The 23,391-nt window shown below is 40.2% G+C and carries 20 protein-coding genes and 2 riboswitches; of the genes, 5 read left to right on the top strand and 15 right to left on the bottom strand.

The window, feature by feature from the left end; genetic code table 11:
• Nucleotides 1–35: 35 nt before the first annotated feature.
• Nucleotides 36–512 carry a dihydrofolate reductase gene (locus MHB65_RS11525; RefSeq protein WP_342443569.1) on the bottom strand — a complete coding sequence of 159 codons (477 nt, stop codon included), beginning with the start codon at nt 510–512 and terminating at the stop codon, nt 36–38.
• Nucleotides 513–672: 160 nt separating this feature from the next.
• On the opposite strand from MHB65_RS11525, the gene MHB65_RS11520 reads away from it, so the two are divergent.
• The 3 genes from MHB65_RS11520 to MHB65_RS11510 all read left to right on the top strand — a co-directional run bounded on the left by MHB65_RS11520 (nt 673) and on the right by MHB65_RS11510 (nt 3,431).
• Nucleotides 673–1,590: an alpha/beta hydrolase gene (locus MHB65_RS11520; protein ID WP_342443568.1), complete on the top strand. Its 918-nt coding sequence runs from the start codon at nt 673–675 to the stop codon at nt 1,588–1,590.
• A gap of 62 nt (nt 1,591–1,652) precedes the next feature.
• Nucleotides 1,653–2,849, top strand: a complete 1,197-nt coding sequence (locus MHB65_RS11515) for a class I SAM-dependent rRNA methyltransferase (RefSeq protein ID WP_342443567.1) — start codon at nt 1,653–1,655, stop codon at nt 2,847–2,849.
• Nucleotides 2,850–2,930: 81 nt separating this feature from the next.
• The gene (locus tag MHB65_RS11510; RefSeq protein ID WP_342443566.1) at nt 2,931–3,431 is read left to right on the top strand and encodes an amino acid oxidase; all 501 of its coding nucleotides are present in this window, start codon (nt 2,931–2,933) and stop codon (nt 3,429–3,431) included.
• Nucleotides 3,432–3,496: 65 nt separating this feature from the next.
• Here the strand turns inward: MHB65_RS11510 and MHB65_RS11505 are convergent, their stop codons facing one another.
• From MHB65_RS11505 to MHB65_RS11495, 3 genes are all read right to left on the bottom strand, one after another.
• The gene (locus tag MHB65_RS11505; protein WP_342443565.1) at nt 3,497–5,485 is read right to left on the bottom strand and encodes a S9 family peptidase; all 1,989 of its coding nucleotides are present in this window, start codon (nt 5,483–5,485) and stop codon (nt 3,497–3,499) included.
• A 71-nt stretch (nt 5,486–5,556) separates the two neighbouring features.
• Complete coding sequence (locus MHB65_RS11500; RefSeq protein WP_342443564.1) at nt 5,557–6,234, bottom strand: precorrin-3B methylase; 678 nt, start codon at nt 6,232–6,234, stop codon at nt 5,557–5,559.
• A 52-nt stretch (nt 6,235–6,286) separates the two neighbouring features.
• Nucleotides 6,287–7,279 carry an ABC transporter substrate-binding protein gene (locus MHB65_RS11495; RefSeq protein ID WP_342443563.1) on the bottom strand — a complete coding sequence of 331 codons (993 nt, stop codon included), beginning with the start codon at nt 7,277–7,279 and terminating at the stop codon, nt 6,287–6,289.
• Between the two features lie 166 nt (nt 7,280–7,445).
• Nucleotides 7,446–7,633: riboswitch (cobalamin riboswitch) on the bottom strand.
• A 158-nt stretch (nt 7,634–7,791) separates the two neighbouring features.
• Here MHB65_RS11495 and MHB65_RS11490 point away from each other — a divergent pair.
• Entirely contained in the window at nt 7,792–9,729 is a 1,938-nt protein-coding gene (locus MHB65_RS11490) for a translation factor GTPase family protein (protein ID WP_342443562.1), read from the top strand.
• Nucleotides 9,730–9,879: 150 nt separating this feature from the next.
• Here MHB65_RS11490 and MHB65_RS11485 read toward each other — a convergent pair whose 3' ends face one another.
• The 6 genes from MHB65_RS11485 to MHB65_RS11460 all read right to left on the bottom strand — a co-directional run bounded on the left by MHB65_RS11485 (nt 9,880) and on the right by MHB65_RS11460 (nt 18,110).
• Nucleotides 9,880–10,635, bottom strand: a complete 756-nt coding sequence (locus MHB65_RS11485) for a hypothetical protein (protein ID WP_342443561.1) — start codon at nt 10,633–10,635, stop codon at nt 9,880–9,882.
• A gap of 226 nt (nt 10,636–10,861) precedes the next feature.
• Nucleotides 10,862–11,046: riboswitch (cobalamin riboswitch) on the bottom strand.
• A gap of 123 nt (nt 11,047–11,169) precedes the next feature.
• On the bottom strand, nt 11,170–14,364 hold the full coding sequence (locus MHB65_RS11480; RefSeq protein WP_342443560.1) for an AAA family ATPase: 3,195 nt from the start codon (nt 14,362–14,364) through the stop codon (nt 11,170–11,172).
• Nucleotides 14,361–15,029 (bottom strand): hypothetical protein, encoded by a 669-nt coding sequence (locus tag MHB65_RS11475; protein ID WP_205447477.1) that lies wholly within the window; start codon nt 15,027–15,029, stop codon nt 14,361–14,363. The genes MHB65_RS11480 and MHB65_RS11475 overlap by 4 nt, the downstream gene beginning before the upstream one ends.
• The gene (locus MHB65_RS11470) at nt 14,983–16,392 is read right to left on the bottom strand and encodes a hypothetical protein (RefSeq protein WP_342443559.1); all 1,410 of its coding nucleotides are present in this window, start codon (nt 16,390–16,392) and stop codon (nt 14,983–14,985) included. Before MHB65_RS11470 ends, MHB65_RS11475 begins: the two co-directional genes overlap by 47 nt.
• On the bottom strand, nt 16,374–17,579 hold the full coding sequence (locus MHB65_RS11465; RefSeq protein WP_342443558.1) for a DUF2399 domain-containing protein: 1,206 nt from the start codon (nt 17,577–17,579) through the stop codon (nt 16,374–16,376). The genes MHB65_RS11470 and MHB65_RS11465 overlap by 19 nt, the downstream gene beginning before the upstream one ends.
• A 150-nt stretch (nt 17,580–17,729) precedes the next feature.
• Entirely contained in the window at nt 17,730–18,110 is a 381-nt protein-coding gene (locus tag MHB65_RS11460) for a PH domain-containing protein (RefSeq protein WP_205443306.1), read from the bottom strand.
• Between the two features lie 111 nt (nt 18,111–18,221).
• Between MHB65_RS11460 and MHB65_RS11455 the strand changes: the two genes are divergently transcribed.
• Entirely contained in the window at nt 18,222–18,611 is a 390-nt protein-coding gene (locus MHB65_RS11455; protein ID WP_342443727.1) for a hypothetical protein, read from the top strand.
• Nucleotides 18,612–18,731: 120 nt separating this feature from the next.
• Here MHB65_RS11455 and MHB65_RS11450 read toward each other — a convergent pair whose 3' ends face one another.
• From MHB65_RS11450 to MHB65_RS11430, 5 genes are all read right to left on the bottom strand, one after another.
• Nucleotides 18,732–19,976 carry a methyl-accepting chemotaxis protein gene (locus tag MHB65_RS11450; protein WP_342443557.1) on the bottom strand — a complete coding sequence of 415 codons (1,245 nt, stop codon included), beginning with the start codon at nt 19,974–19,976 and terminating at the stop codon, nt 18,732–18,734.
• Between the two features lie 159 nt (nt 19,977–20,135).
• Nucleotides 20,136–21,554, bottom strand: coding sequence for an aspartate ammonia-lyase (aspA, locus tag MHB65_RS11445; RefSeq protein WP_205443302.1), 1,419 nt, complete (start codon nt 21,552–21,554; stop codon nt 20,136–20,138).
• 402 nt (nt 21,555–21,956) lie between these two features.
• Nucleotides 21,957–22,586 (bottom strand): NAD(P)-dependent oxidoreductase, encoded by a 630-nt coding sequence (locus tag MHB65_RS11440; protein WP_342443556.1) that lies wholly within the window; start codon nt 22,584–22,586, stop codon nt 21,957–21,959.
• Between the two features lie 70 nt (nt 22,587–22,656).
• Entirely contained in the window at nt 22,657–23,070 is a 414-nt protein-coding gene (locus MHB65_RS11435; protein WP_205443299.1) for an Rrf2 family transcriptional regulator, read from the bottom strand.
• 105 nt (nt 23,071–23,175) lie between these two features.
• Complete coding sequence (locus MHB65_RS11430; protein WP_342443555.1) at nt 23,176–23,382, bottom strand: thymidylate synthase; 207 nt, start codon at nt 23,380–23,382, stop codon at nt 23,176–23,178.
• Nucleotides 23,383–23,391: the final 9 nt, after the last annotated feature.

Below are 23,391 nucleotides of genomic sequence, written 5' to 3'. Positions count from 1 at the left end.
ATCGCTCCCTTCACAATGAGCGATTGCTTTTTCGTTTATTTACGTTCAAAAATTTGATATTGGAATGTATAGCCTTCTGGTGCTGTTTCAGGCTCCTGTGAAGAGACTTGAACAAAATCCTGTTCATAGCTTGGGAAATAGGTATCTCCCTGAAAGGCGTGATTAATTTTTGTGATATACAAGCGATCAGCCATCTCCATCACTAAACGGAAAATCTGCTCGCCACCAATAATCATCACCTCAGGTACATCTCCAGCTAGCGCTAAAGCCGCTTCCAAGCTTGTCACGATTTCAATGCCCGCTGCCTGATAGTTTTCATCACGCGTAATGACGATGTTGCGTCGCCCTGGAAGTGGTCGACCGATGGATTCAAATGTTTTACGTCCCATAATCATAGGCTTGCCCATTGTTTTTTGTTTAAAATACTGCAAATCCCCTGGTAAATGCCACGGCATCCCATTGTTATAACCGATGACGTGGTTGTCATCATGTGCCACAATTAAAGAAATCATACTGTCCCTCCAAATACGTTCATCCCTTTTATTATAAACATAATGCGCTGATTTCACCTCATTTATAAATAAATAAACTTTTTCTAAATCAAATCCTAGTAAAATTATACGAATAGTTTATAATAGAAATAACAAACCTCACGATAAAGGAATGATGAAGATGACTACTTTAAGAAAAGAAGCTGTTCACTATATAGAAGCTCAGCGCACTGGTACACCTTATTACAAAGTGACACCACAGGAAGCGAGAGCTATGCGTACGGTTACGCAATGGCAATCCGCCCATAAACCGAAGCTAGCATCCATTGAGGATCACAACATTACGGTGCGAGATGGCGCGCAAATTACAGTTCGGCTTTATACGCCCGTTGTCAGTAAAGCATTACCAGTTATTGTTTATTACCATGGTGGTGGCTGGGTCTATGGCAATTTAGAATCTGTCGATGCAGGCTGCCAGCTATTAGCAGATCAGGCACAGGCGCTTGTGGTGTCAGTGGATTATCGTTTAGCACCCGAATACCCCTTCCCAACACCCTTACATGATGCCTACGATAGCTTAGTATGGGTGCATGACCATATTGAAGCAATAGGTGGAGATGTAAGTCGATTGTCGGTTGCTGGGGATAGTGCAGGTGGAAATTTAGCTACAGTCGTTGCGCACTTAGCTACTGCACTGGATGGTCCAACGCTACAAGCGCAAGCACTGATCTATCCTGTGACAAATGTCGATTTTTCAACAGTATCCTATCTGGCATATGGTGAAAATTACGGCTTAGATGCACAAGCCATGCAATGGTTCTCTCAGCACTATACGGAGGAAGCAAACTTTACGAATCCATTTGTGTCCCCTCTTCAGCTAGAGGATGTCCGTAACATGCCAAAAACACTGATTATCGCTGCAGAGGCAGATGTTCTCTTTGATGAGGGTCTAAGCTATGCACAAAAGTTAAAAGCTGCTGGTGTGGCAGTCGAGCATATTACAATGCCAGGATTAATCCATAGCTATTTCAGTAAAATGAATTATTTTGAAGACGCAACAATTGAAACCGTGACAAAAATTGCGCAATTCCTGAAATAAGCTTGGCTATCCTGCTCAAACAGTGCGATAATAGAGCAAAACGTTTTTTAAAGGATGACACTATGACACAAATAATGGCACTACAAATACAACAGCCCTTTTCTGATCAATTAAAAAAAGGCTACCCTCTTATTTCAAAGGAAGCGGTCGATGCACGACGTCTACCTGCTGAGCAAGGAACACTCCTAAAGCTCATGGATCACCATAACCGTTTTATTGGAACAGGTTACTACGGAATCCAAAATAAAGGGATTGGCTGGGTGCTAACGACCGATGCGAATGAAACCATCGATAAACCTTTTTTTATGAAAAAATTCAAAAAAGCCATCGACAATCGTGCTGCATTCTTCAACAATGAAAACACAACAGCTTTTCGTGTATTTAACGGTGAAGGAGATGGCATCGGCGGTCTAACGATCGACTTTTTTAACGGCTACTACATGGTGAGCTGGTATAGTGAGGGTATTTACTCATTTAGAGAAGTGGTTTATGAGGCGCTTGCTGAGACAGTGAACTACCAAGCGATTTATGAGAAAAAACGCTTTGATAGCAAAGGACAGTATATCGAGCAGGATGATTTTGTGATGGGCACGCCAGGCGAATTTCCCATCATGGTAAAGGAAAATGGTATGACCTATGCAGTGCATTTAAACGATGGTGCTATGACAGGGATTTTCCTTGATCAACGTGAGGTGCGATTGGCTATTCGTGAGCGTTATGCGAATAATACTGACATGCTGAATACGTTCTCCTATACAGGAGCATTTTCTGTGGCAGCTGCTCTAGGAGGTGCCATCAAGACAACGAGTGTAGATGTAGCCAAGCGCAGTCTAGCCAAAACGATTGAGCAATTTAGTGTCAATCATATTGATTATGAGGCACAGGATATAAAAGTCATGGATGTCTTTCATTATTTTAAATATGCGCAGCGTCATGCTTTACAGTTTGACCTTGTCGTTTTAGACCCACCTAGCTTTGCACGTACGAAGCAAATGACCTTTTCAACGGCAAAGGACTACCCTAAATTACTGAAGGACACGATTGCCATTACCGCTAAAAACGGCATCATTGTGGCTTCCACAAATAATGCTAGCTTCGGTATGAAAAAGTTCAAAGGCTTTATTGACCAAGCATTTAAAGAAACTCGTACACGCTATAAAATCGTGGAGGAATACGGTTTGCCGAAGGATTTCCGAGTACAACGTGAATACCCTGAGTTTAATTATCTGAAGGTCGTGTTCATCCAGAAAATCGACTAACCCATCGAGAATCACACCTTGTTGTGATTCTTTTTTTATGTGATGAACACAACGATATCGTGAGAAAAAAGGAGGATAATTGTGAAAAAATTTTTATTCATATTAAGTTTGTTAGTATTAGTTGCATGTTCAAATGATGAAACTAAATATGATGGAGCGCCTTTAAAAATGGCTGTAGTTGGTACTATCCCTGAATTAAATAACGAAAAAATTCATTTCGAAACCATTGCATTAGATGAATTTAGCGAGGATACATTACATATTTCCACAAATTTTGATGCTGTTATGATAACACCCATGATGTTTGAAGAAGCATCAGCTGATAAATTGGTTAAAGCTTATGAAAACGCTAAAATCCCTATTGTTTTTTTTGATTCACCAAAACGTCATTTTCCATTTACAAGAGAAGGAACTACATTTGAAACGGCTCATTGGGAATCATTAAAGAACGGTTCTCATACAACAATTTATTTATATGATCATGATGCAAATCGAGAAGATGTTTGGTATTTCTATATGAAAGGTGAGAAAGGGTTAGATATCCTTTACAAAGAGATTTTTCAAACGATTGAAACGTTATAAACAATCATACAGGGCTTTTCTATTAAAAATAGCCTAAGAAGCTATGCTCTTCTTAGGCCACCCTATTATAGATATTTCACAAACCAATCACGAATATATTCAAGTCGATTAATTCGTAATGTGGGCTTGCCGCTCCTTGATAGTTCATGATTCGCCTCAGGGAAACGAACGAATTTTGTTTCTTTTTTCCGATACTTTAAGGCAATAAATAATTGTTCTGCCTGCTCAATTGGACAACGATAGTCTTTTTCACCATGTAAAATCAATAATGGTGTCTCCACATTGTCTACATATTTCAGCGGTGAATGATGCCATAGCTTCTCTATATCATCGAGTCCTGCTTGAATTTGCCAGTCTGTAAAGTAATAGCCGATATCACTGACACCCGCAAAGCTAATCCAGTTTGAAATGGAGCGCTGCGTCACAGCCGCTTTAAAGCGATTTGTATGGCCCACAATCCAGTTGGTCATAAAGCCACCATAGCTTCCACCTGTTACACCAAGACGGTCTTGGTCAATAAAATCATAGTGCTCCAAAGCGTAGTCTACCGCTGCCATTAAGTCTGCATAATCATTGCCACCATAATCGCCACGTACTGCATCCACAAATTTTTGGCCATAGCCATGACTACCACGCGGATTAGTATAAAGCACTGCAAAGCCTTGTGCAGCAAGGATTTGAAATTCATTAAAGTAGGTGTTGCCATACATCGCATGTGGACCACCATGGATTTCAAGAATAAGAGGATACTTCTTCCCTTCTTCATAGCCAACTGGCTTCATGATCCAGCCATTGACTTTCCAGCCTTCAGCGCCTTCCAATTCAATACTTTCGGGAACAGCTAATGTTTTGGTCTTTAAAAATTCTTCATTAATTGACGTCAACTGTTCTTTGTCACCTGTTTTTAGGTTTACATAAAACAAATCGCCTGGGTTTGTCGTTGTGCTAATCGCTACAATAGCCTGATCGTTTTGCGGATCAAGTGAAAAGCCATAGACATATTGATCATCATGAATCGCTGGGTAAATTTCGCCATCTACATTTCCGAAATAAATCGCTGCATTGCCGTGATCTGTGACTTGGAAGTAGAAGCTATGATTATCATTCATCCATTGCACGCGTGGTGACGCTACCCCTTGTAGAAAATCACCGATGACAAAATCACCGACAGGCGCATCGAATTCACTTGTTACACAGTTTAGCAGTTTTTGCTCCATGTCATATATCCATAGCTTCGCTTGTGTGGCATTTTCAAATTCACGCTCTCCGCCTACAAAAGAAAGGAATCGGCTATTCGGAGACCAAGCCGTTTGGTAATATGCACCAGAGCCTTCTGTTAGCTTGCGGCTCTGTTTAGTTTCTAAATCCAATAAAAAGATATCCACATTAAATGAGAAATCCAAATCCTCCGCTTTATCGGCTAAGTACGTAAGGTATTTGCCGTCTGGCGACCATGTACCGAGATGGAAGTACTCTTTTCCCTCCGTCACTTGCTCTAGCTCTCCTGATTCCACATTGACAAGGGCAATATGGATAAACTGCTCCATATCAATAAATCCACCAGCATCCGATTTGTGCTTCATTTTCTCGATTTCTAGTGGCTTGAGTTCTTTATCCTTCTTCTTCTCATCCTCCGCTTTATCTTGGATGGTTTCATCTTTCCCTAGGACGACTGAAAAAGCAATTTTCTTGCCACATGGGGACCAGACAGGGGATGTCGCCCCATTTTTACAATGTGTCAGCTGTTTTGCCTCTCCACCTGCTTTCGATAGCACATAAATTTGCGATTTACCTGTTCTCGTTGACAAAAACGCAATTTGGCTGCCATCTGGTGACCAAACAGGGGAACTTGTTCTATCCTCACCAAATGTCCATTGCTGTGGCGTTTTGTCCTTCAAGTTTATGTAAAATAAATTCGAGATATAGTCGTTTTTCTTCTCGTCCATACGAGTCTCTACATAAACTACCTCAGTTCCATCGGGTGATAGCTGTGGATCTGCTACTGATTTTAAGTGATAAAGATCTTCTGGTTGAATCCCTTGTTTCGATGTCATGTTCTTGCTCCTTTGTATTGTAATTTTCTGTGCCTTACTACAATACTTCGACACCCTAAGTAATATTCCTGCTATTTAATAGAATTTTTTACTAGTTCCCAATATTCTGCGGACTTGGTTCTGCGATAAAATTTATAAAAGGGTTCATTCGGGCGAGCATGCTCTTTATAAAGGCTTATCATGTGCAATAAAAAATCTTCAATGTGCTCGACACCTACCCTTTTAGCGAATAATGTGCCAGCCTGTGCCTTTGCCCCCATCGGCACAGCACCTAAATAGACATCAAAGCTTTCCTGCTGATACACGAGCCCAATATCATCATAGACTGCATTGTAGCAGGCAGATGCACAGCCATTGATATTGACACGTACTCTTGCAGGTACCTTGATCCCCTCTAAAGCATGATAAAGATGTTCAGTTATCGGAGCAGCCTCCATTTTCTCACCATCACAAAAATCGCAAGCCTTCATGGCAATAATGGAGCCAGAGGACGCAACATAAAGACCCGCTTCCTGTAAGGCTTGCACAGCTTCTGTCGCATCGCTCGTTGGAATGGATACGAGAATACTATAGGAGGCGGAATACTTAATCGCACCCTTTTCGCCAGCAATTTCGGCTATTTTTTGAAATTGCGCTGGCGTATAATGCTTATTGATAATGCCAGGGCTAACTGCTAGACGGGTAAATTCACCCTCACGGTTTAGTGTTTCAAATGTTTGATCTGGTACGTTTTTTTGAAATGCGTTCATTGATATCGCTCCTTATGAAAAAGGAGCTAGCAAAGCGCTAGCTCAAATTGGTTTAAAAGTTTTCAGGATAGAAGCCCTTCGCTAAAATTTCAATGGCCTCTGCCGCACGAACCCCTTCAGATGCTGCTGAAAGTGGCAGGATGACAAAGTGATCATTCTTGACAGCTTCCATCTCCTTTAATGCTGGATCATTTTTTAAGAATTGGATCTTTTGTTCTGCCGTTGTTTCACCATAATCAATCACGACAACAACCTCTGGATTACGATCTACTGCATCTTCCTTCGACACAGTTGTCCAGCCTGATTCCACATCACCAAAGATATTTTGACCACCCGCGATTGTCACCAGCTCATTCATAAAGTTTTGACCAGCTGTAAATACATCCTTTTCACCGCTATCAAACACAAGAACACGTAATTTTTCGCTATCTTTTGGTAATTTAGCTTGTACTGCCTCTACATCTTTTGTCATTTGCTCAATTAAAGCTTCGCCACGATCTTCGATACGGAAAATCTTCGCGATATTGCGAATATCAGTGAAAATATCTTCTAATGTTGGTTTTGTCATGTTAGAAGCCGTATGTAAATACGTATGAATGCCTAATTCTTCAAGCTCCTCTGGTGTGCCAACGCCCTTTTCACCAAAGCCACTTTTCCAGCCTGCATATAAGAAATCCGCCTCGGCATCAATCACTTGCTCCTTCGTTGGGTATTGGTCAGAAAGCACAGGGACTTTATCGTATGCCTCTTGCAGGGGCTCATAGATTTTGTCATCTAAGTAAGCCGTCCCAACCATAGAATCCTCTAAGCCAAGCGCCAGCATAATTTCTGTCACATGCTGATTTAAGCTAATCGCTTTCGTAGGTGCTTCCTTATATGTTTGGCTTGTGTCATTATTTTCAATGGTTACTTCTGTTGCTGCCTCAGATGGCTCAACCTTTTCACCTTGTGCTGCTGATTCAGTTTTGTCCTTTGCATTACAAGCCCCTAAAATAGCGACCAAGGCAATGATCATCATCAGCCATATACTTTTCCATTTCTTCATGTCCTTTTCTCCTTTGTTGTTAAAATATAGAAAGAAATCAGAGACTTCTTTACTACCCATGTGGTTGGAAGGGCATAAAAAAAACCCTCTTGTCGCCAAGAGAGTAGCATAGTGAAATAACGGTATCATCATTACCTTTATCACTATCCCCATCCTCGTGGTTCTTAGTCAAAAAACACATACTGGCAGGTATCCTGGCTTAGGTTCATCATCTATACGCCTTCCCATAGTTTTACTACAGTGGCATGCTGTATAGACTCCCCATTTACAGTTGCGGGACAGCATCGGAATTGCACCGATTTCCCTTTTAAGCAAATGACAAATGCCATTTGCACCAATACGTTCTATTATGGTCAATACTATTGATAGACTAGCGTAGTATGACGCTAATTATGCAATCATCACTATATTAGCACTATTTCGACAAAAATACGAACTATTTTACAAGAATTATATATGCGAGTATTCTGTTACAATGAAAAGATAGCAATCTATAGAAACGAGGATTTCTTATGTACAAAACAATCGGTGTACTGGCGCATGTGGATGCAGGGAAAACGACCTTCTCTGAGCAAGTGCTTTTTCATACAAATAGTATTCAAGCCCGTGGTCGAGTCGATCATCAGGATACCTTTCTTGATAATCATGAGCTAGAGCGCAGGCGTGGGATTACGATCTTTGCCGAGCAAGGTCGCATGAGCATTGGCGATGATACATACACATTGATTGATACACCTGGGCATGTCGATTTCTCCCCTGAGATGGAGCGTGCCATCCGTGTGATGGATTATGCCATTATTATCATTAGCGCAGTCGAAGGGATACAAGGCCATACTGAAACCGTGTGGCAGCTTTTACGTAAATACCATGTCCCAACCTTCTTCTTTATCAATAAAACGGATCGTGAAGGAGCAAATGTAGGAGCTGTCATGAGCCAGCTTCGTAAAGATTGCTCTCAGCATGTGTTGTTCGTCGATGAACCGCTGCGAGCAGATTATGTGTCAAATAGCATCATGGAATGGCTGGCGGAGCGCGACGAAAAATTGCTGGATGCCTTTCTGAATGAGTCATTAGAGCATGAACCATGTCTTGCTCAGCTACAGGCCATGATTAAAAACGAATGTGCTTTCCCTTGCTTTATAGGCTCTGCCTTAAAGGATGAGGGCATTCAGGAATTTCTTGACCAGCTTCCCCTGTTAACGGCTACCCAATTTGAGCAGGATGTCCCGTTTGAAGGAGAGGTTTTTAAAATTCGTCATGATGGGCATCAGCGTTTAACCTTTATGAAGGCTGTCAAGGGCTCCTTACATGTGCGGGATGAATTTTCATTTGGTGAAGTGACGGAAAAAGTGACAGAAATTCGCCTTTATAATGGCAGTCGCTTTGAGACCGTTCAACAGGTTGAAGCAGGAGAGATTTTCGCGGTGAAAGGGCTGAGTCAGGCAAACATTGGAGATCGAATCGGTACAACGACGCTAACACAGCCCTATGAGCTTGTCCCAACGCTACAGGCAAAGGTTCAATATGCGGGCGATCAGCATATCAAGGAAGTGCTACAGATTTTCCGTTTAATTGAAGCCGAAGAGCCTTCTTTACGTGTCGTTTGGCAGGAAAAGTTCCAGGAAATCCATGTCCATATTATGGGTGTCATTCAATTGGAGGTCCTGACAGAGGTATTAATGAGACGTTTTTCATTAGCCGTCTCCTTTGGCGAGCCGCAAATTTTATATATGGAGACCATTGCGACGAAGGTGACAGGCTATGGCCATTTCGAGCCACTCAAGCATTATGCGGAAGTTCATTTATTAATGGAGCCAAATCCACGTGGAACCGGCAATACCTTCAGCAATGCCTGTCATGCAGATCATTTATCCGTAGGCAATCAGCGCCTTGTTGAAAAGCACCTGTTTGAGCGCGATCATCATGGCTTACTTACAGGCTTCCCTGTAACAGATGTTCATTTTACGCTTCTAACAGGTCGCGGGCATAATGAACATACATCGGGCGGCGATTTCCGAGAAGCTAGTTTCCGTGCGCTGCGCCAGGGACTAGAGCAAGCCCAAAATGTTCTACTTGAACCCTATTATCGTTTTAAAATGAAGGCTTCAAACGACTTTATCGGCCGCATGATGACTGACGTTCAGCAAGCAGCAGGCACATTCGATGACCCGATATTATCCGAAACAGATGTGGTGCTAACAGGTCGCGCGCCCGTTGCCACTTTAATGAGCTACAGCACAACCTTTGCTGCCTATACAAATGGAAAAGGCGCACTCACACTCCAATTTGATGGCTATGATATGTGCCATAATACAGAGGAAGTGATTGCACAGATTGGCTACGATAAAAATGCCGACCCTGAATATAGTTCCTCTAGTATTTTTTGTGCAAAGGGCAAAGGATATACGGTTCCGTGGCATGAAGCTCAGGCAGCCATGCATTGTTTATAGGGCAGGAGTCGGCCTGCTCGCTCGGAGGCGTTTTGCTTGCTTCCGCGGGTATTCTTCGCTCAAGCGCGAGTATTTCTTGCTTGAACGTGAATATATTTCGATCCTGCATTTAAATGAAAGCAAGCCCTCCATAAAACGGAGGGCTTGTTTTTATAGTGCACCGACAGCTTTCTTTGTTGGTTTGTCCATCAAATAAGCGGGTTCTACTATCACGTAGTCATGCTTGTTCGTAAAATCAATCAGTACCTTGCCTGGGTGACTTTTTAAAATTTGCAGATGATCAATTAATTGCAGTAAGAGCTCGTGCCCATTGCCGCGTGGATGCCAGTTGAAGTGATAATCATTTAACGCTTGCACCGCTTCAATAAACTGGGCATATTCCTGCTGCACGAATGCGATGAGTTTGTCATGGTGAGGTGCCAAATCGTGTAAATATGTTTCATAAAAGCGCATGACAATCGAGCATAATAAGTCATTGACACGAGCGGCACTTAAAACAGGCTTTGGCTCCAATGTTAGACGATCAAGGTTAGGCTTTGCGCGTGTTGAATCAATGCGCGTAATTAAGTGATACGCTTCCCCATTGACTTCATAGACAATCGGATTGGTCGGCATATACATCATAAAATGATTGGTCTTTGTTTTCAGCTCATCTGTTAATGCTGCCTTTGCCAATAGATGACCGTCCACATCCCCTTTTTGTATCCAAATAATTTCTTTATTATATAAGATTTGCTCAAAGAAGCGATCGTTGCGTATCAGCTTCGTTGCTAATAATTGATCGATCAGCGATTCGACCACCATTCTTGTTTTCGCTTTCTTGGCAACTTCTGTGCGTGGTTGCTTACAAATGTTCATATCTTCATAAGGCGTTTCCAGCGTTGTCGTTACATGAATATTCGTCATACGTGCATCCCCTTTGCGTACATATTTTCAAAACAAAAAGGACTCCCTACGTTTTGAGGAAATCCTTCGCTTTATCTTCTTTCATCACACAATGCCAAACAAACCCTAAGTATGTGTGAACGAGTCCGATTGTGAACCCTTTCATTTACTATGGGCGTTTGACGTACTGTGACGAACAGAGCATTCTGTTTTGTCAACATGCCACCTCCTATTCCTCGTAGGTTACTGGTGTGTACTCGTAACAGGCAGGTCTCCTGACTCATGGTCATCGCTTCCTTTCTCCTTCCCGTCCAAAGACAGTGGTTGCTGAAAAGTCGCTCACATTTACAGTTGCGGGACAGTGTCGGATTTGCACCGACTTCCCTTTTAAGCAAATTGCACGCAATTTACACCTATTACTACACGCTATTCAGTTGGTAAGGAAACGAGAATACCTCATTTTCCTATTAAAGTATTAAAATTAATTGTAAAGGAGTGCCATTTAGAAGTCAATTCTTGCTCGTTTAAAACACAATTTCATTCACCGAAATGGTCCTACACCTTTTGGAAACCAACAATCCTACTTTGTGGAATAGATGAATTGTGTTCAATGACAAATACCTTGGAAAAATGGTCGTAATAGGTTTTATCATGAGCTTTTGGAGATAAAATAATTAACTTTCGATTTAACTCTTTTGCATATAAATGAAATACTTTGTCCTTGCGTTCATCATCTAGTGCGCTATCAAATTCATCAAGTACGATATAGCTTGGGGCAATCGAGAGGTTTTGCAATAAAGCTAAGGCAAAGAGGAGCGAGCTTAACGATTCCTCCCCTCCTGAAACACCTTTACCTACTTTGCCATTTCGCGCTTTTAAGCTAACATCCTCCATAGTACCCTGATGACCGATTTTACGAGCTTTCACATAAAGCAAGTATTTAATACGCCCTGCCTTCTCTTCTATTCTTTCTTTTTCGATATGTCCCTCAAAATGAAAGATATCCATATACTTTTGGAACAACATATTAATCTTTGTTAAATACATATTAATGGTCGTTTCTAGTTTATCTTCTAAATCTGCTGCAAAACCCGCATTTTGCTCAAGAAGTATTTCAGCACTTGCTAATTCTGCATTTTTACGCTCAAAATCTTCTTTCATTTTTTCAAAATTTACTTCAGCATGAATATTGACCTTTTCTAGGCGTGCCGCTTCGAATGCTGCAGCTTTTTCTGCATTACCATGAATTAACCTTGCCTCAGACCATTTAATGGAGATGGATTCATCAACAACACATGCTTCGACAGGTAAAATATGCTCTAATTCCTGTAGTTTTATTACTAGACTTGCTTGGCTAGCCTCTAATTGTTCGATTTTTTCTTGCGCTCTCACCATTCGTAGTCGACAGTTTGTTAGATTACTATTTATTAATTCAAGCTCCGATTCATGATTTTGTTTTAGTAATTTTAGTTGACGTTTATCATTGGACAGCTCCTCCAATTGCTCTGTCCATTGCTGATGTTTTCTTTTGGAATCATAAATGGTTTTGCGTAATTCTTTTAACGTTTGTTCCATTTGCTGTAACTGGATTTGTTGCTCCGCCACTGCCCCTAGCTCCTCATAAATGCGACACTCCTTCTCTAGCAATTGCAGCTCTTGAAAATGTTCTGCCTGATGTTTTCTAGCTGTTTCCCGCTGTGCCTCCATTTCCACTTGCTCATCATAAATTGCTAACAATTGCTCTGTTAAAGCTTTCTGTTGACTTTCATAGGCATGCAGTTCGCTTTCCTTCAATAGCGTACTTTCAGCCTGTTGAATTTTGCGTAAGTCTCCATGCAATTGGTTAATTTGCTTGATATTATGATCATACTGAGCATTTAACTGTACTTGACGCTCTTGCAGGTTGTTTAAGTTACTCGCCTGGTCTTGTAAGGTTTGTTGAATAGCTGCATCACTTAGAATAAATTGCAGTTGTTCCTGTGCGCCTCTAGCACCACGTTCATCTATAAGCGTACCTGCCTCAATTCGAGGCGTTGAAGTGAAAAATTGCTCGATCCACCACAATGCTTTATTGGCATAGTTTTGTAGTTGCTCAGATAGTCCGCTACGCATTTGTAATCCTAAATGAGGGATATTGTCAATCATACGATTCGGTATGAGCTGCTTTAATGAAACATAATACAAATCATTCAGTGGCTTATAGCTCACCGCATTATAAAAAATAGCGTATTTAATCGCTTCAATACTTGACTCTAACTTTAAAGGCGCACTTGGTGTCAACGAAATTAAATCACGTAATGTATATGCCTCTATACCTTGTCTATGTAAGTCTTCTAGTCCTTGTTGTTGACGAGCAGATCTTACTTTATTTTGTTGTAGCTGCTGGATGATTTTCTGCTTCTCTTGGATGGTGGAAGATAACAACTGTTTTTCTTTTAAAAATTGATGTTGCTGGAGATTTGCAGCATCTAGTTGGCTTAAAATAAAACGGCTACTTTGATATAAATGGACGATTTTACGTGCTTCCACTAGATCTTTTTTCAGGTTTTCGAAATGTATCGTCACTCGTGCGCTTTCACTATTCAAAAGTCGTTCGTTATCTCTTAATTGTTGTTCTTTTGTTTTTAGTTGCTTATCTTGCTCTTCAACTTGTTTTAGTAGAAAGGCTGTTGCTTTTTGTTTTTCCCAGGTTGTTTGTTCATCGAAACGTAGTCGCTTTGCTTTATCGGAAATTGATTCTAGCTGTGCAGAAAGCTCACTATATCGCCCTAGTAGTGTTTTTTCCTGCTGTACTTCCTCATTTAATAATGTCTTTGACTCAATAATTTGTGCTTCAACCTGTTCGCACTCATTCACTACTTGAATTAAATGTTGACCTGTACGCTCCTTTTCGTGCAACAGTAATTTTTGCTTTGTCCCTATTTGTGCTTCCTCTTCCTGCAATTGCTGAAGAATAGCTTGTGTATCAGAGCATTCATTTGAATATTTTTGCAGTAGAACATTTGTATATGTATAATACAGACGACCGTTTTCCAGAATACGTTTTTTATTATTTAAAAAGGCGTTGAGATCATTTTCTGCAATGGTTAGATTATGTTCAGCTGTTTTTACAATGGACGATAAATGGATGATTTCTTGTTTAGCTTCTCTAATTCCTTCTAATGCCGCTTCCCATTCTTTTTGCATATCAGCAATATGAAACATATTACTAAATTGACGAAATCTTTCCTCAGGGTTCATGGCGGCAAATTGGTTCACCTCTTGCTGATACCAAATTAAATGATACAAATCTGGATCAATTTTATATTTAATTTGTAAATCTTCTTTGTAAGCTCCGAAATTCCGTCCTGCTATATTGCCAGAAGTATAAGATGTTATGTTCGTTAACGTATCTTCTGAATCTCCTGTTGTTATACGATACTCTTTTTGCAAGGCACCATTTTTCACAGCTTGTTGTACAATTAATTCAAATGCAATAAATGGCGGCGCATCAATGCGGGTCATGCCTTCATTTTTAAACACTAACGATAATTTCGCATACCATGCTTCATTTGCTTGTAAATTACTCGAGCGTAGCCCTTCAATATCTACTTTTGCAGAATATAATATAGCCCCTATGCAAAACGTTAATGTTGACTTTCCGACACCATTTGGACCTGTTATTAATACGTGTTCATCGGCTTCACCTAGTATCACCCTTGTTGGTGGATAGTCACGTACACCCTGTATTTTCAACACGTAAGGAATCATTCTTTGTCCTCCTCCACATGTAAGTTATAACGGTTAAAAAATTTCATCACTTCTTCTTTATTCAACTTTGTTTCTTGTGCAAATTCAACTGTACGACGTAAAAAAGATTCGGAGAATAAATGAACACCTATTGTTGTTAATTGATATGCCTCTTCTGAAGATGCTTCATAATCTTCAACAGCTCCCACCTTTTTTAATTGGTCGATATTACTTTTCATTCTTCTATTAGCATTTAAAGACTCATGGCCAAAATCAACTAAAATTTGATGTACTAATGTAAATTCATGGCCTAATACTTCTTGCTGGTAAAACATATAGAGTAAAATCGCCAATGCTTCACTACTCAATGTAGATTTTGCATTTTTCGCTGTGATTCGCATCATGACAACAACACGATCTCGCCTCTCATCATAAATAATTTTGAAATAGCGATTTAAAGCTCCATTTACACGGTCTATAAAGGATTGCAAAGCATTGTCGTCATTTTTTATACCTAATAATTTTTCTAACTCCTTCCGACGCAAACCATAATTCGCTCCCTTAATAGAGGCAGATGATGAAAACAGTAATTGCATAAAAGCCAATTCTTCCTCTGTCGTTAAATAGCCTTTTAGATGATCAATCATCGCTAAAGAGCTTATATATGGTATATCGTTTGTCGTCATCATTAATCCACTCCCATTCTTTTTCAAAGTTTGCCGTCTCCGCTTTAGGTGACCTGTCTATTTTTTTACTGCTCGTTAAAGCAGAAACAGCGAGCATTGATAAAACGGCATCATGCCATTTGTTCGAGCTAGCTTGCACGATTAATTCCTCTATTTCACTCTCTCCATGGTCATCTAAGTAACTTTCTATTTTCGTTGTATCGATTTGGGCCTTTGTCATTTGCCAAGCAGCTTGATCAAACATTTCTTCAATGGAATCTCCCACCATTTCTACTTCTCTGTATTCTGGCTCCTCCCGGTCAATGATATCGCCCTCACGTTTTGGCTCATAGGTGGCTAAATAATGGATAGCATCATTAATATCTTGATGTCCTATAGGTGCAGCAAACTTTACCGGCATCCACATGCCATCAAATGTTTCTTCTTCATATTGATTTTGTTCCATAAAGCTAAAGATATCATGTGCTGTCGGGATATTACTATGCAAGGGTGGGTTATACATCGCCAAGATGAAATTTCGTACTTTTTCAGGGGAAATAGCCTCTTCCATCGGTGTTAATTGCATCGTAACGAAACGCACATATTTAGTTAATACGCTTAAACTTAATGTTGTGCCCTTTGTAATGGCTGCCGTTCCACGGTGCATCAAGTCACTCATTACAAGACTTTCCTCTATCGTTTGGAATTGTGCTAAACGCTCCGTCATTTTTTCCTCTAGCCCCAACATTAACTGATTGATTTTTTCTAGTTGTGGCAAGGCATTGCGATCAGCCAAAAATTCAAGCTGTCTATTTTCTAATTGCTCAACGGCTTGCTCTACATTATAAATCATCGACGCAATTTTATTTCCACCTGAAATGCCTTTATCATCATAGGCTGCACTAATTTCTGCATCACGTCTTGCCTGAAATAGTGAACGGCCAATATCATCTTGTAAATAATAAGCAAGTGCATCATTTCCCATACGAATTAAGCCATCCATCATACGCTTGCCTCTGTCCATTAATTTAATTTGCCGCGTCTGCTTTACAACCCAATTATTGCGTTCTAAAATATGAAGCACACGTTGAATGTACTGAAGCGTCGGTGGCTCAGAGTCATTCCCATATGTATGGCGGTAGCGATAATAAAGCGTATCTTCATGATCAATCGGGTCTCCAATACCTAAAGATGCCGTATTTAATAATTGAATAATATTTAAAAAGCGGATAATTTCCATTGGTGAATCATACATTTTTTCCGTGCTCAAGTCTTTTAAGACAGCTGACAGAGAAGCTAAATCTCGCATTGATTTCATAAATTCAGCTGAAAAATAATCACTGTGAAAAATCGAAATGGGTGCATTTACATCCACATTTTCCATTCGTTCACTCCTCCCAATTGTTGCTCTTGCTCATGACGATTTTCATGCTGAAGCCACTGCTCGTAAGTTTCCATATCCGTAAAAATTTGCGAATCTCGTCCAATAATTTTAAAGGGACAAGGAAGAAGCTGAATAGCTTTTTTAGCAATCGTTAGTCCTGCCTCATCATAATCCGTCCAAATCAGTACTTGTTGTATGGAACTTTTAAGCAACTGTTTGATAAATTGCTTATGAGCGGATCGAATTTGCCCATCCAAACAAAGCACAAATGAATGGCTTTCTCGTAGAAATTCACTTTCCGTTGCCATACGTGTTAAAATAGCCCTATTTTCCACAAGCCATAGTGTCGTGTTGGAAGTTGTAAATGTCGTTTGTAACACTGTATTATCTGTTGTTGCATGAACTGCACCAAGATGATAGGAGGCTAGCTCTGACTGTGCATGTCCAGTAAAATAGATTGGCACGATTTTTCCTGAGCTTACAAGGCCATAAGACGGGGCATCAATACCTAATTGTGCGAGATGGGCTAAAAATTCCTCTCGCTCCTGATCAAACATTTTCGAACCACCAATTCGATCTTCATATGTCGCACCTATTTCTTTAAAGTCAAATAAGTCTTTTTGCTGAGCAAGCTGGTACATAGCAATACAAAACTGCATAAACTTTAATTGCTTTACACGACTCCAATAACGTGGCATTGCTTCCGCTGACAGTGCATGTAGAAACAGTGGCGACATTTGTAGGTCATCCGCTTGCTTTCGTAACTGTTCTAGTTGTAGCTCATATTGCTGTTGTTCTTTACTTTTACGATATTTAAGCGCAAACAGATAGGTGGGACCCATCCGATAGACATCATCTTTGATACTTATACCATCTACATGATAACGAATCTCTCGTATTATCCACCCTTCCTGGAGCCAGTCCTGAATCGTTTCAAATGGTTCATTTAGTAGGCGATTTACTTTTGGTGAAAATTTATATTTCACAAGCTCCTGTGGAATCGTTGTCTTCCAAATGGGCTGCTTTGCTACTTTGATTTGGGCAACCTTTTTGTAAATACGTGCGGACCTTCTTACAATCGTTACTGTTTGAATAGGCCCTTGGTATTCAACCTTCTCAATTTTTTCACCTGCCCTCAAAACAACTTCGTTTAAAAATTCAATTGAGGTCTTTTCTTCATATTCCACTATAGATTCCCCTTTATCTCTTCAAGAGACTATTTATTGCTTTATTATACTATGTTGGACAGGGTATTACTTATCGAATTACCCAAGTGCTAGTCCTCTACAACAAAAAAAGCCACACATAAATGTGGGCTTTCATAACCTATTGAATCCTCACGTCCCTAAAACATACTGCGCTAAGACGCTTTGCACTTTATAAATATTTGTCGCCTTATTGAAGTTTTTTTGAATCGGTAACGGACTGCCAGACACCCATATTTTGAGCTCTGCATCTAAATCAAATGTACCGGCTGTTTCTACTGAAAAATGAACGATATTTTTATAGGGAATGGAATGATACTCCGTTTTCTTGCCAGTCACCCCTTGCTTATCGATGAGGATTAATCGTTTATTGGTAAAAATAAACGTGTCTCTAATAATTTTATAGGCATTCTTGATTGTCTCGTTTGGAATTAATAAATCATGGACCTCCTCCTGTAGTTTTTCTAAATTCACCTCGCTTGCATTGCCGATTAATCCATCAAATAAGCCCATTATCTGTCCCCCTTTCGCTGTCGTTTATTTAATGTATTACAAAAAAGTAAGAGCTACGACAGAAAATGGTGGTATTATTTAGCATATAGAGGGGGTGAGCGGTTGCGAACAATGATGATTGCTTTATTGTCTCTAATAGCCGTTGTTTTACTAGGATGTAATGAAAAACCAGATGATGCATTAGCTAAGGTCAGCATTTCTATTGGTGCTAAATTTAACAAGGTGAACACTGATTTTTTTAAAGAATATACGGATGAAGAATCACTTACACTATTCCAACAAGTCATAACAACAGCGGTCAAAAACGAGGGTATTGTCAATATGGCTACACCTGAATATGATGTACAAATAGTGGATACGGCAGGAAACAAATATGGCTATCACCTTTGGTTAGGTGATAAAGGTCAAAACAGTGGATTGATGCATGTCAAGGATACCCATTCAATTTACACAATCTCAGAGGATTTCACTGAGAAATTAGCTGCGCTGGTTCGACAATAAAAAACACTTTCCAAGTATTCTAGGAAAGTGTTTTTACGATCAATTAGTGCCATTGTGTGGCTTTTCGTAGTATTGATGAAGGTGCAGGGCTAAACAATCTTGAAAATATCTATTTCTTGTTTAGACACGGAATTGATTTGTTAACTTTTGTAAGTTATCGGCTTGAACACTTAAATCCTGTGTGACATGATTAACAGCTTGCATAGAGGCTGTTTGCTCGTCCATTGAATGTAACACAGCTTCTGTATAATTCGATAGCTTGCCCATGCCAGCTGCGATGGTTGTCACAGTGGATGCCACTTCATTGGCGCTGCTTGAAAGCTGCTCAGCTGTCGTCGAAATATCCTCAAGCTGACTCGTCATCTGACTAACATGCTGTGAAATCGTGCCAAATGATTTTGTTGCCTCGTCAATGACATAGACCCCCTGTTGGACATTTTTCAAATCATCTTCCACTGATGAGGCTACCTGTTTTGTATCACTTTCTATTCCCACAACTAAATCCACAATTTGTGTAGCGGAATGCTTTGATTGCTCTGCTAATTGGCGCACTTCTTCAGCTACAACGGCGAAGCCTTTACCATGCTCTCCAGCGCGTGCTGCTTCTATCGCTGCATTTAATGCTAATAGATTGGTTTGATCCGTAATAGCTGTAATCATGTCTGTCATCGATTTAATATCTGACATTTTAAGGGATAATTGCTGCATCAGTCCGCTCGTTTTTTCTGTTGAAGAGGAAATGAATTGCATTTGTTCTTTTGCCACATGTAAAATATTCGCACCATTTCCCGCTATTTCGCTGGCATCTTTCGCATGCACGAACACATCTTGTGTGGCTACTGTAATTCGCTCAATTCCATCAACGGTTTCTTGCATAGACTGGGCACTATCATTCGCAGATTGCGCCGCTTGCTTCAAGCCGTCTGACGTCTTCTCCATTTGTTGATCGACTTCTTCCACAGCTAGCGTAATTTCATTCGTACTTGCCGATAATTCTTCAATGCTTGCTGATAAATCCGTAGAGCTGTGTGCAATTTTTTGTGTCATTGTTCGTAATTGTTCCTGCATCTCTAAAAAGGATTGCGCTAGTTGAGAAATTTCACTATTGTCATGAACCTCAATGACAACTGTATCTAATTGGCCTGCCGTAATCCCTTGTGCTGCCTCTGTTAATTGTTTAATAGGCTGTATCACTTTGTAGTGGACATACACCGTGTAAGATAGTGTAATAGCGATTCCTACAATCGTTAACACGGTAGAAAACCAATCTAATGTCGTTACATTGGCTAAATCGATGAATAAAATAATAATCATTAAAACATTTAAAACGGAAAAGCCAAGTAAACTCTTTTTTCGTAAACTCATAACAAATTCCCCCAACTAAAATATGTCTTCCATACCATTATTATAGTTGAATAATCCTAAAACGCATAAGGATACGCTCTATTTTTATATGAGGAAAGGTCTACAAAAAAAGACTGTAGACAGCCTTTTAGGGCATGTCTACAGTCCATCATTTTCACTTTATTTTAGTTTCATGATACTAGAGCCAGCAATACCTGGGTGTGTCATTTCATAAGGGTCTAAAATTAAGTCTAATTGTTCTTTTGTTAGGACGCCTTCTTCAATACAAAGCTCACGAATGGAACGACCAGTTAGAATGGCTTCACGTGCAAGACGTGCTGCTACTTCATAGCCAATATGTGGGTTTACAGCAGTTAGTACCCCTACACTTTTCTCTACATATTCTTTCATGCGCTCTTCATTTGCTTCGATATCTTTTAAGCAGTTTTCTGTAAACGCACGGAAAACATTATTCATAATGCTAATGGATTGGATTAGGTTAAACACTAATACAGGCTCCATTACGTTTAATTCTAATTGGCCAGCTTCAGATGCTAGAGAGATTGTATGGTCATTCCCGATTACTTGGAAGGCTACTTGGTTCAGTACCTCTGGCATAACTGGGTTGACTTTACCTGGCATAATTGAAGATCCTGGTTGACGAGCTGGTAACAGGATTTCTCCTAAGCCTGCGCGTGGACCAGAAGCCATTAAACGTAAGTCGTTAGCAATTTTAGACATATTAATCATACAGATTTTTAAAGCACCTGATACTTCTGTATAAGCATCTGTATTTTGTGTCGCGTCCACTAAATGTGTCGCACCTTTTAATGGTAAACCAGAAATTTCAGCAAGATGCTCATCAACGGATTTAATGTAGTCTGGGAAGGCATTTAAGCCTGTTCCGACAGCCGTTGCACCCATGTTCACATCATATAAATTTGGACGTGTTTGACGAATGCGTACGATATCACGGTTAATCACGCGGCAATAAGCTTCAAACTCTTGTCCTAAGCGAATTGGCACGGCATCCTGTAAATGCGTACGACCCATTTTAATGACATGTGCAAATTGCTCTGCTTTTTGATGGAAAACCGATTGCATATAATCCATCGTTACTAATAATTCATCTATTAAATTTAACACAGCGATATGAATAGCTGTTGGGAACGCATCATTTGTTGATTGTGACATATTAACATGACTGTTTGGACTTACTGTGTGATAGTCACCTTTTTCTTTCCCCAAAATTTCTAGGGCACGGTTGGCGATGACCTCATTAGCATTCATATTGATGGATGTACCTGCTCCACCTTGGATTGGGTCTACAAGGAATTCTGCATCCCATTTGCCATCAATTACTTCTTGTGCTGCTTCGACAATTGCCTCACCAATTTCTTTTGATAATAGGTGTACTTCCATATTACTTAAAGCCGCTGCCTTCTTCACAATCCCCATCGCCTTAATAAGTGAAGAGTGAATTGTGTAGCCTGTAATTGGGAAGTTTTCCGTTGCACGTAATGTTTGAATTCCGTAATAAGCCTCTGCTGGTAATACGCGCTCACCTAAAAAATCTTTTTCTATACGTTGTGTTGACATGATTGTCGTCTCCTTTTATGTAATACTCACACTTGATAGTAGCTAATAAAAGTCGTATTGTAAACAGTCATTTTTCTGTAAACGAAAAAAATCCTTCAAAAAAGCAAAAAAATCACAAAAAACCGAGCGCTTTTTATCTTGATTCAGCAAATGTTTTGTGCAATGAAAGCCAATGTAAGGTACTTAGGACTTGCTCATAATATTTGCTCAAAATTCCACTGAAATAGAAGAACACCGTCAAAAGCGCCACGTCCTGTGGCATTGACAGTGTGACCAACTTCGTGTTGCCTCAAAGCCTCCGGCGGATGTCACAGATTTTGCAGAGGAGCTTTTCGAGCAAGCTCGAAAAAATCTGGACGCATACGCCGAGGCGAAATGGATAGAAGCGCTCGGTTGTATTTATTATTTATTCGACGTTACTGTGAAACGGCTATTGACATGCTGTGGGTTTTCTAATTCATCTACGACAGCCACGGCATAATCGGCATAGCTGACATAGCTTTCCCCTGCATCATTTACTAATAAATGGTCGACACCTGCTGTATAGTGACCTGTACGTGGTCCTTCTGGATCGAAAAATGCAGATGGACTGATAAATGTCCAAGTAATGGATGATTGTTGTAAATCCTGTAGGTTATGTCCTTGATTTTGCGCTGTCGCTAAGTATATTGCTGGGAAATCTGGTGTATCCATCACACGCACTTTTTTCTCTGGGTCCACAAATAGACTGCCCGCTCCCCCTACAACCACTAATTTTGTAGCAATACCTTGGAAAATCGAGATCAAATGACGCCCAGCTTTTACATGTAACTCTTCTTGTCCAGCTGGTGCACCAAATGCATTGACAACCACATCGAAGCCTTTTACATCTTCTTGTGTCACATCAAACACATCTTTTTCAATTACTGGAATCGCGGCTGTCACTTTTGCTGCTGAACGAACGATGGCTGTAACGTCATGCCCGCGTTGTAACGCTTCCTCTACTATTTTTTGTCCTGCTTTCCCTGTTGCACCAATTACGGCAATTTTCATGATTTATTCCTCCTAAGGTTTAGTTGTAACCATTTTAGTTACAGGTTAGATACAAGAAGACCATCTCCGTCTAAGTACGAAGCTGATCTAGCACATCCTGTAGCGTCTGTGCTTGTAATTGCTCTTCCATTGCCTGCCACACAGATGTATAGACACCCTCCAATGTATGCTGGATTTTTTGACCTACTGCACACGCTGGATTCGGCTCATCATGAATCGCAAAAAGCTGCTCTGGTCCATCAATTGCCTGATAAATAGCCAGCAGTGTTAAATCCTTTGGCTCCACTAACAGCTCATAGCCAGCCATGCCAGAATGAGAAGAAAGTAAGCCTGCTTTTTTTAGCACACCAATCATTCGTCTTACAACGACTGGATTGGTATTAACACTTCCAGCAATAAAGTCAGACGTTAGCAGACTTTTATCAGATATTGTGGCAATGAGCGAAAGAATATGGATCGCTACCGAAAATCGACTGTTCACCATATGTATCACCACCTGTTGTAACCATTATAGTTACAGGTACAGAAAAAAGTCAAGCACTGTGACCTGTATGTATTGTTGCCCGTTTTTCTGTTGCTAATGTATGGCTTATATTTTTTTCACATAAATCACTAATTCCTGACGTATTTGGCCATTGTCCTCATAAAAATCTAAATTGTGAAATTCATATTTAAAGTGACCTCCAGGAAATGTCACGCTTTCTCCCTGTGCTGCTGCCAAAATGCCTGCTACATCTTGTGACACCATATATAACAGCTCTTCCCCAGAAAAAGAATCGATAAAAATAACGTTCATAAAAAAACA

The sequence above is a fragment of the Lysinibacillus sp. FSL K6-0075 genome, from assembly GCF_038592945.1.
Lineage (GTDB): Bacteria > Bacillota > Bacilli > Bacillales_A > Planococcaceae > Lysinibacillus > Lysinibacillus fusiformis_F.
Note: the sequence above shows the minus strand (reverse complement) of the source record. Positions and strands in the feature narration are given on the sequence as shown.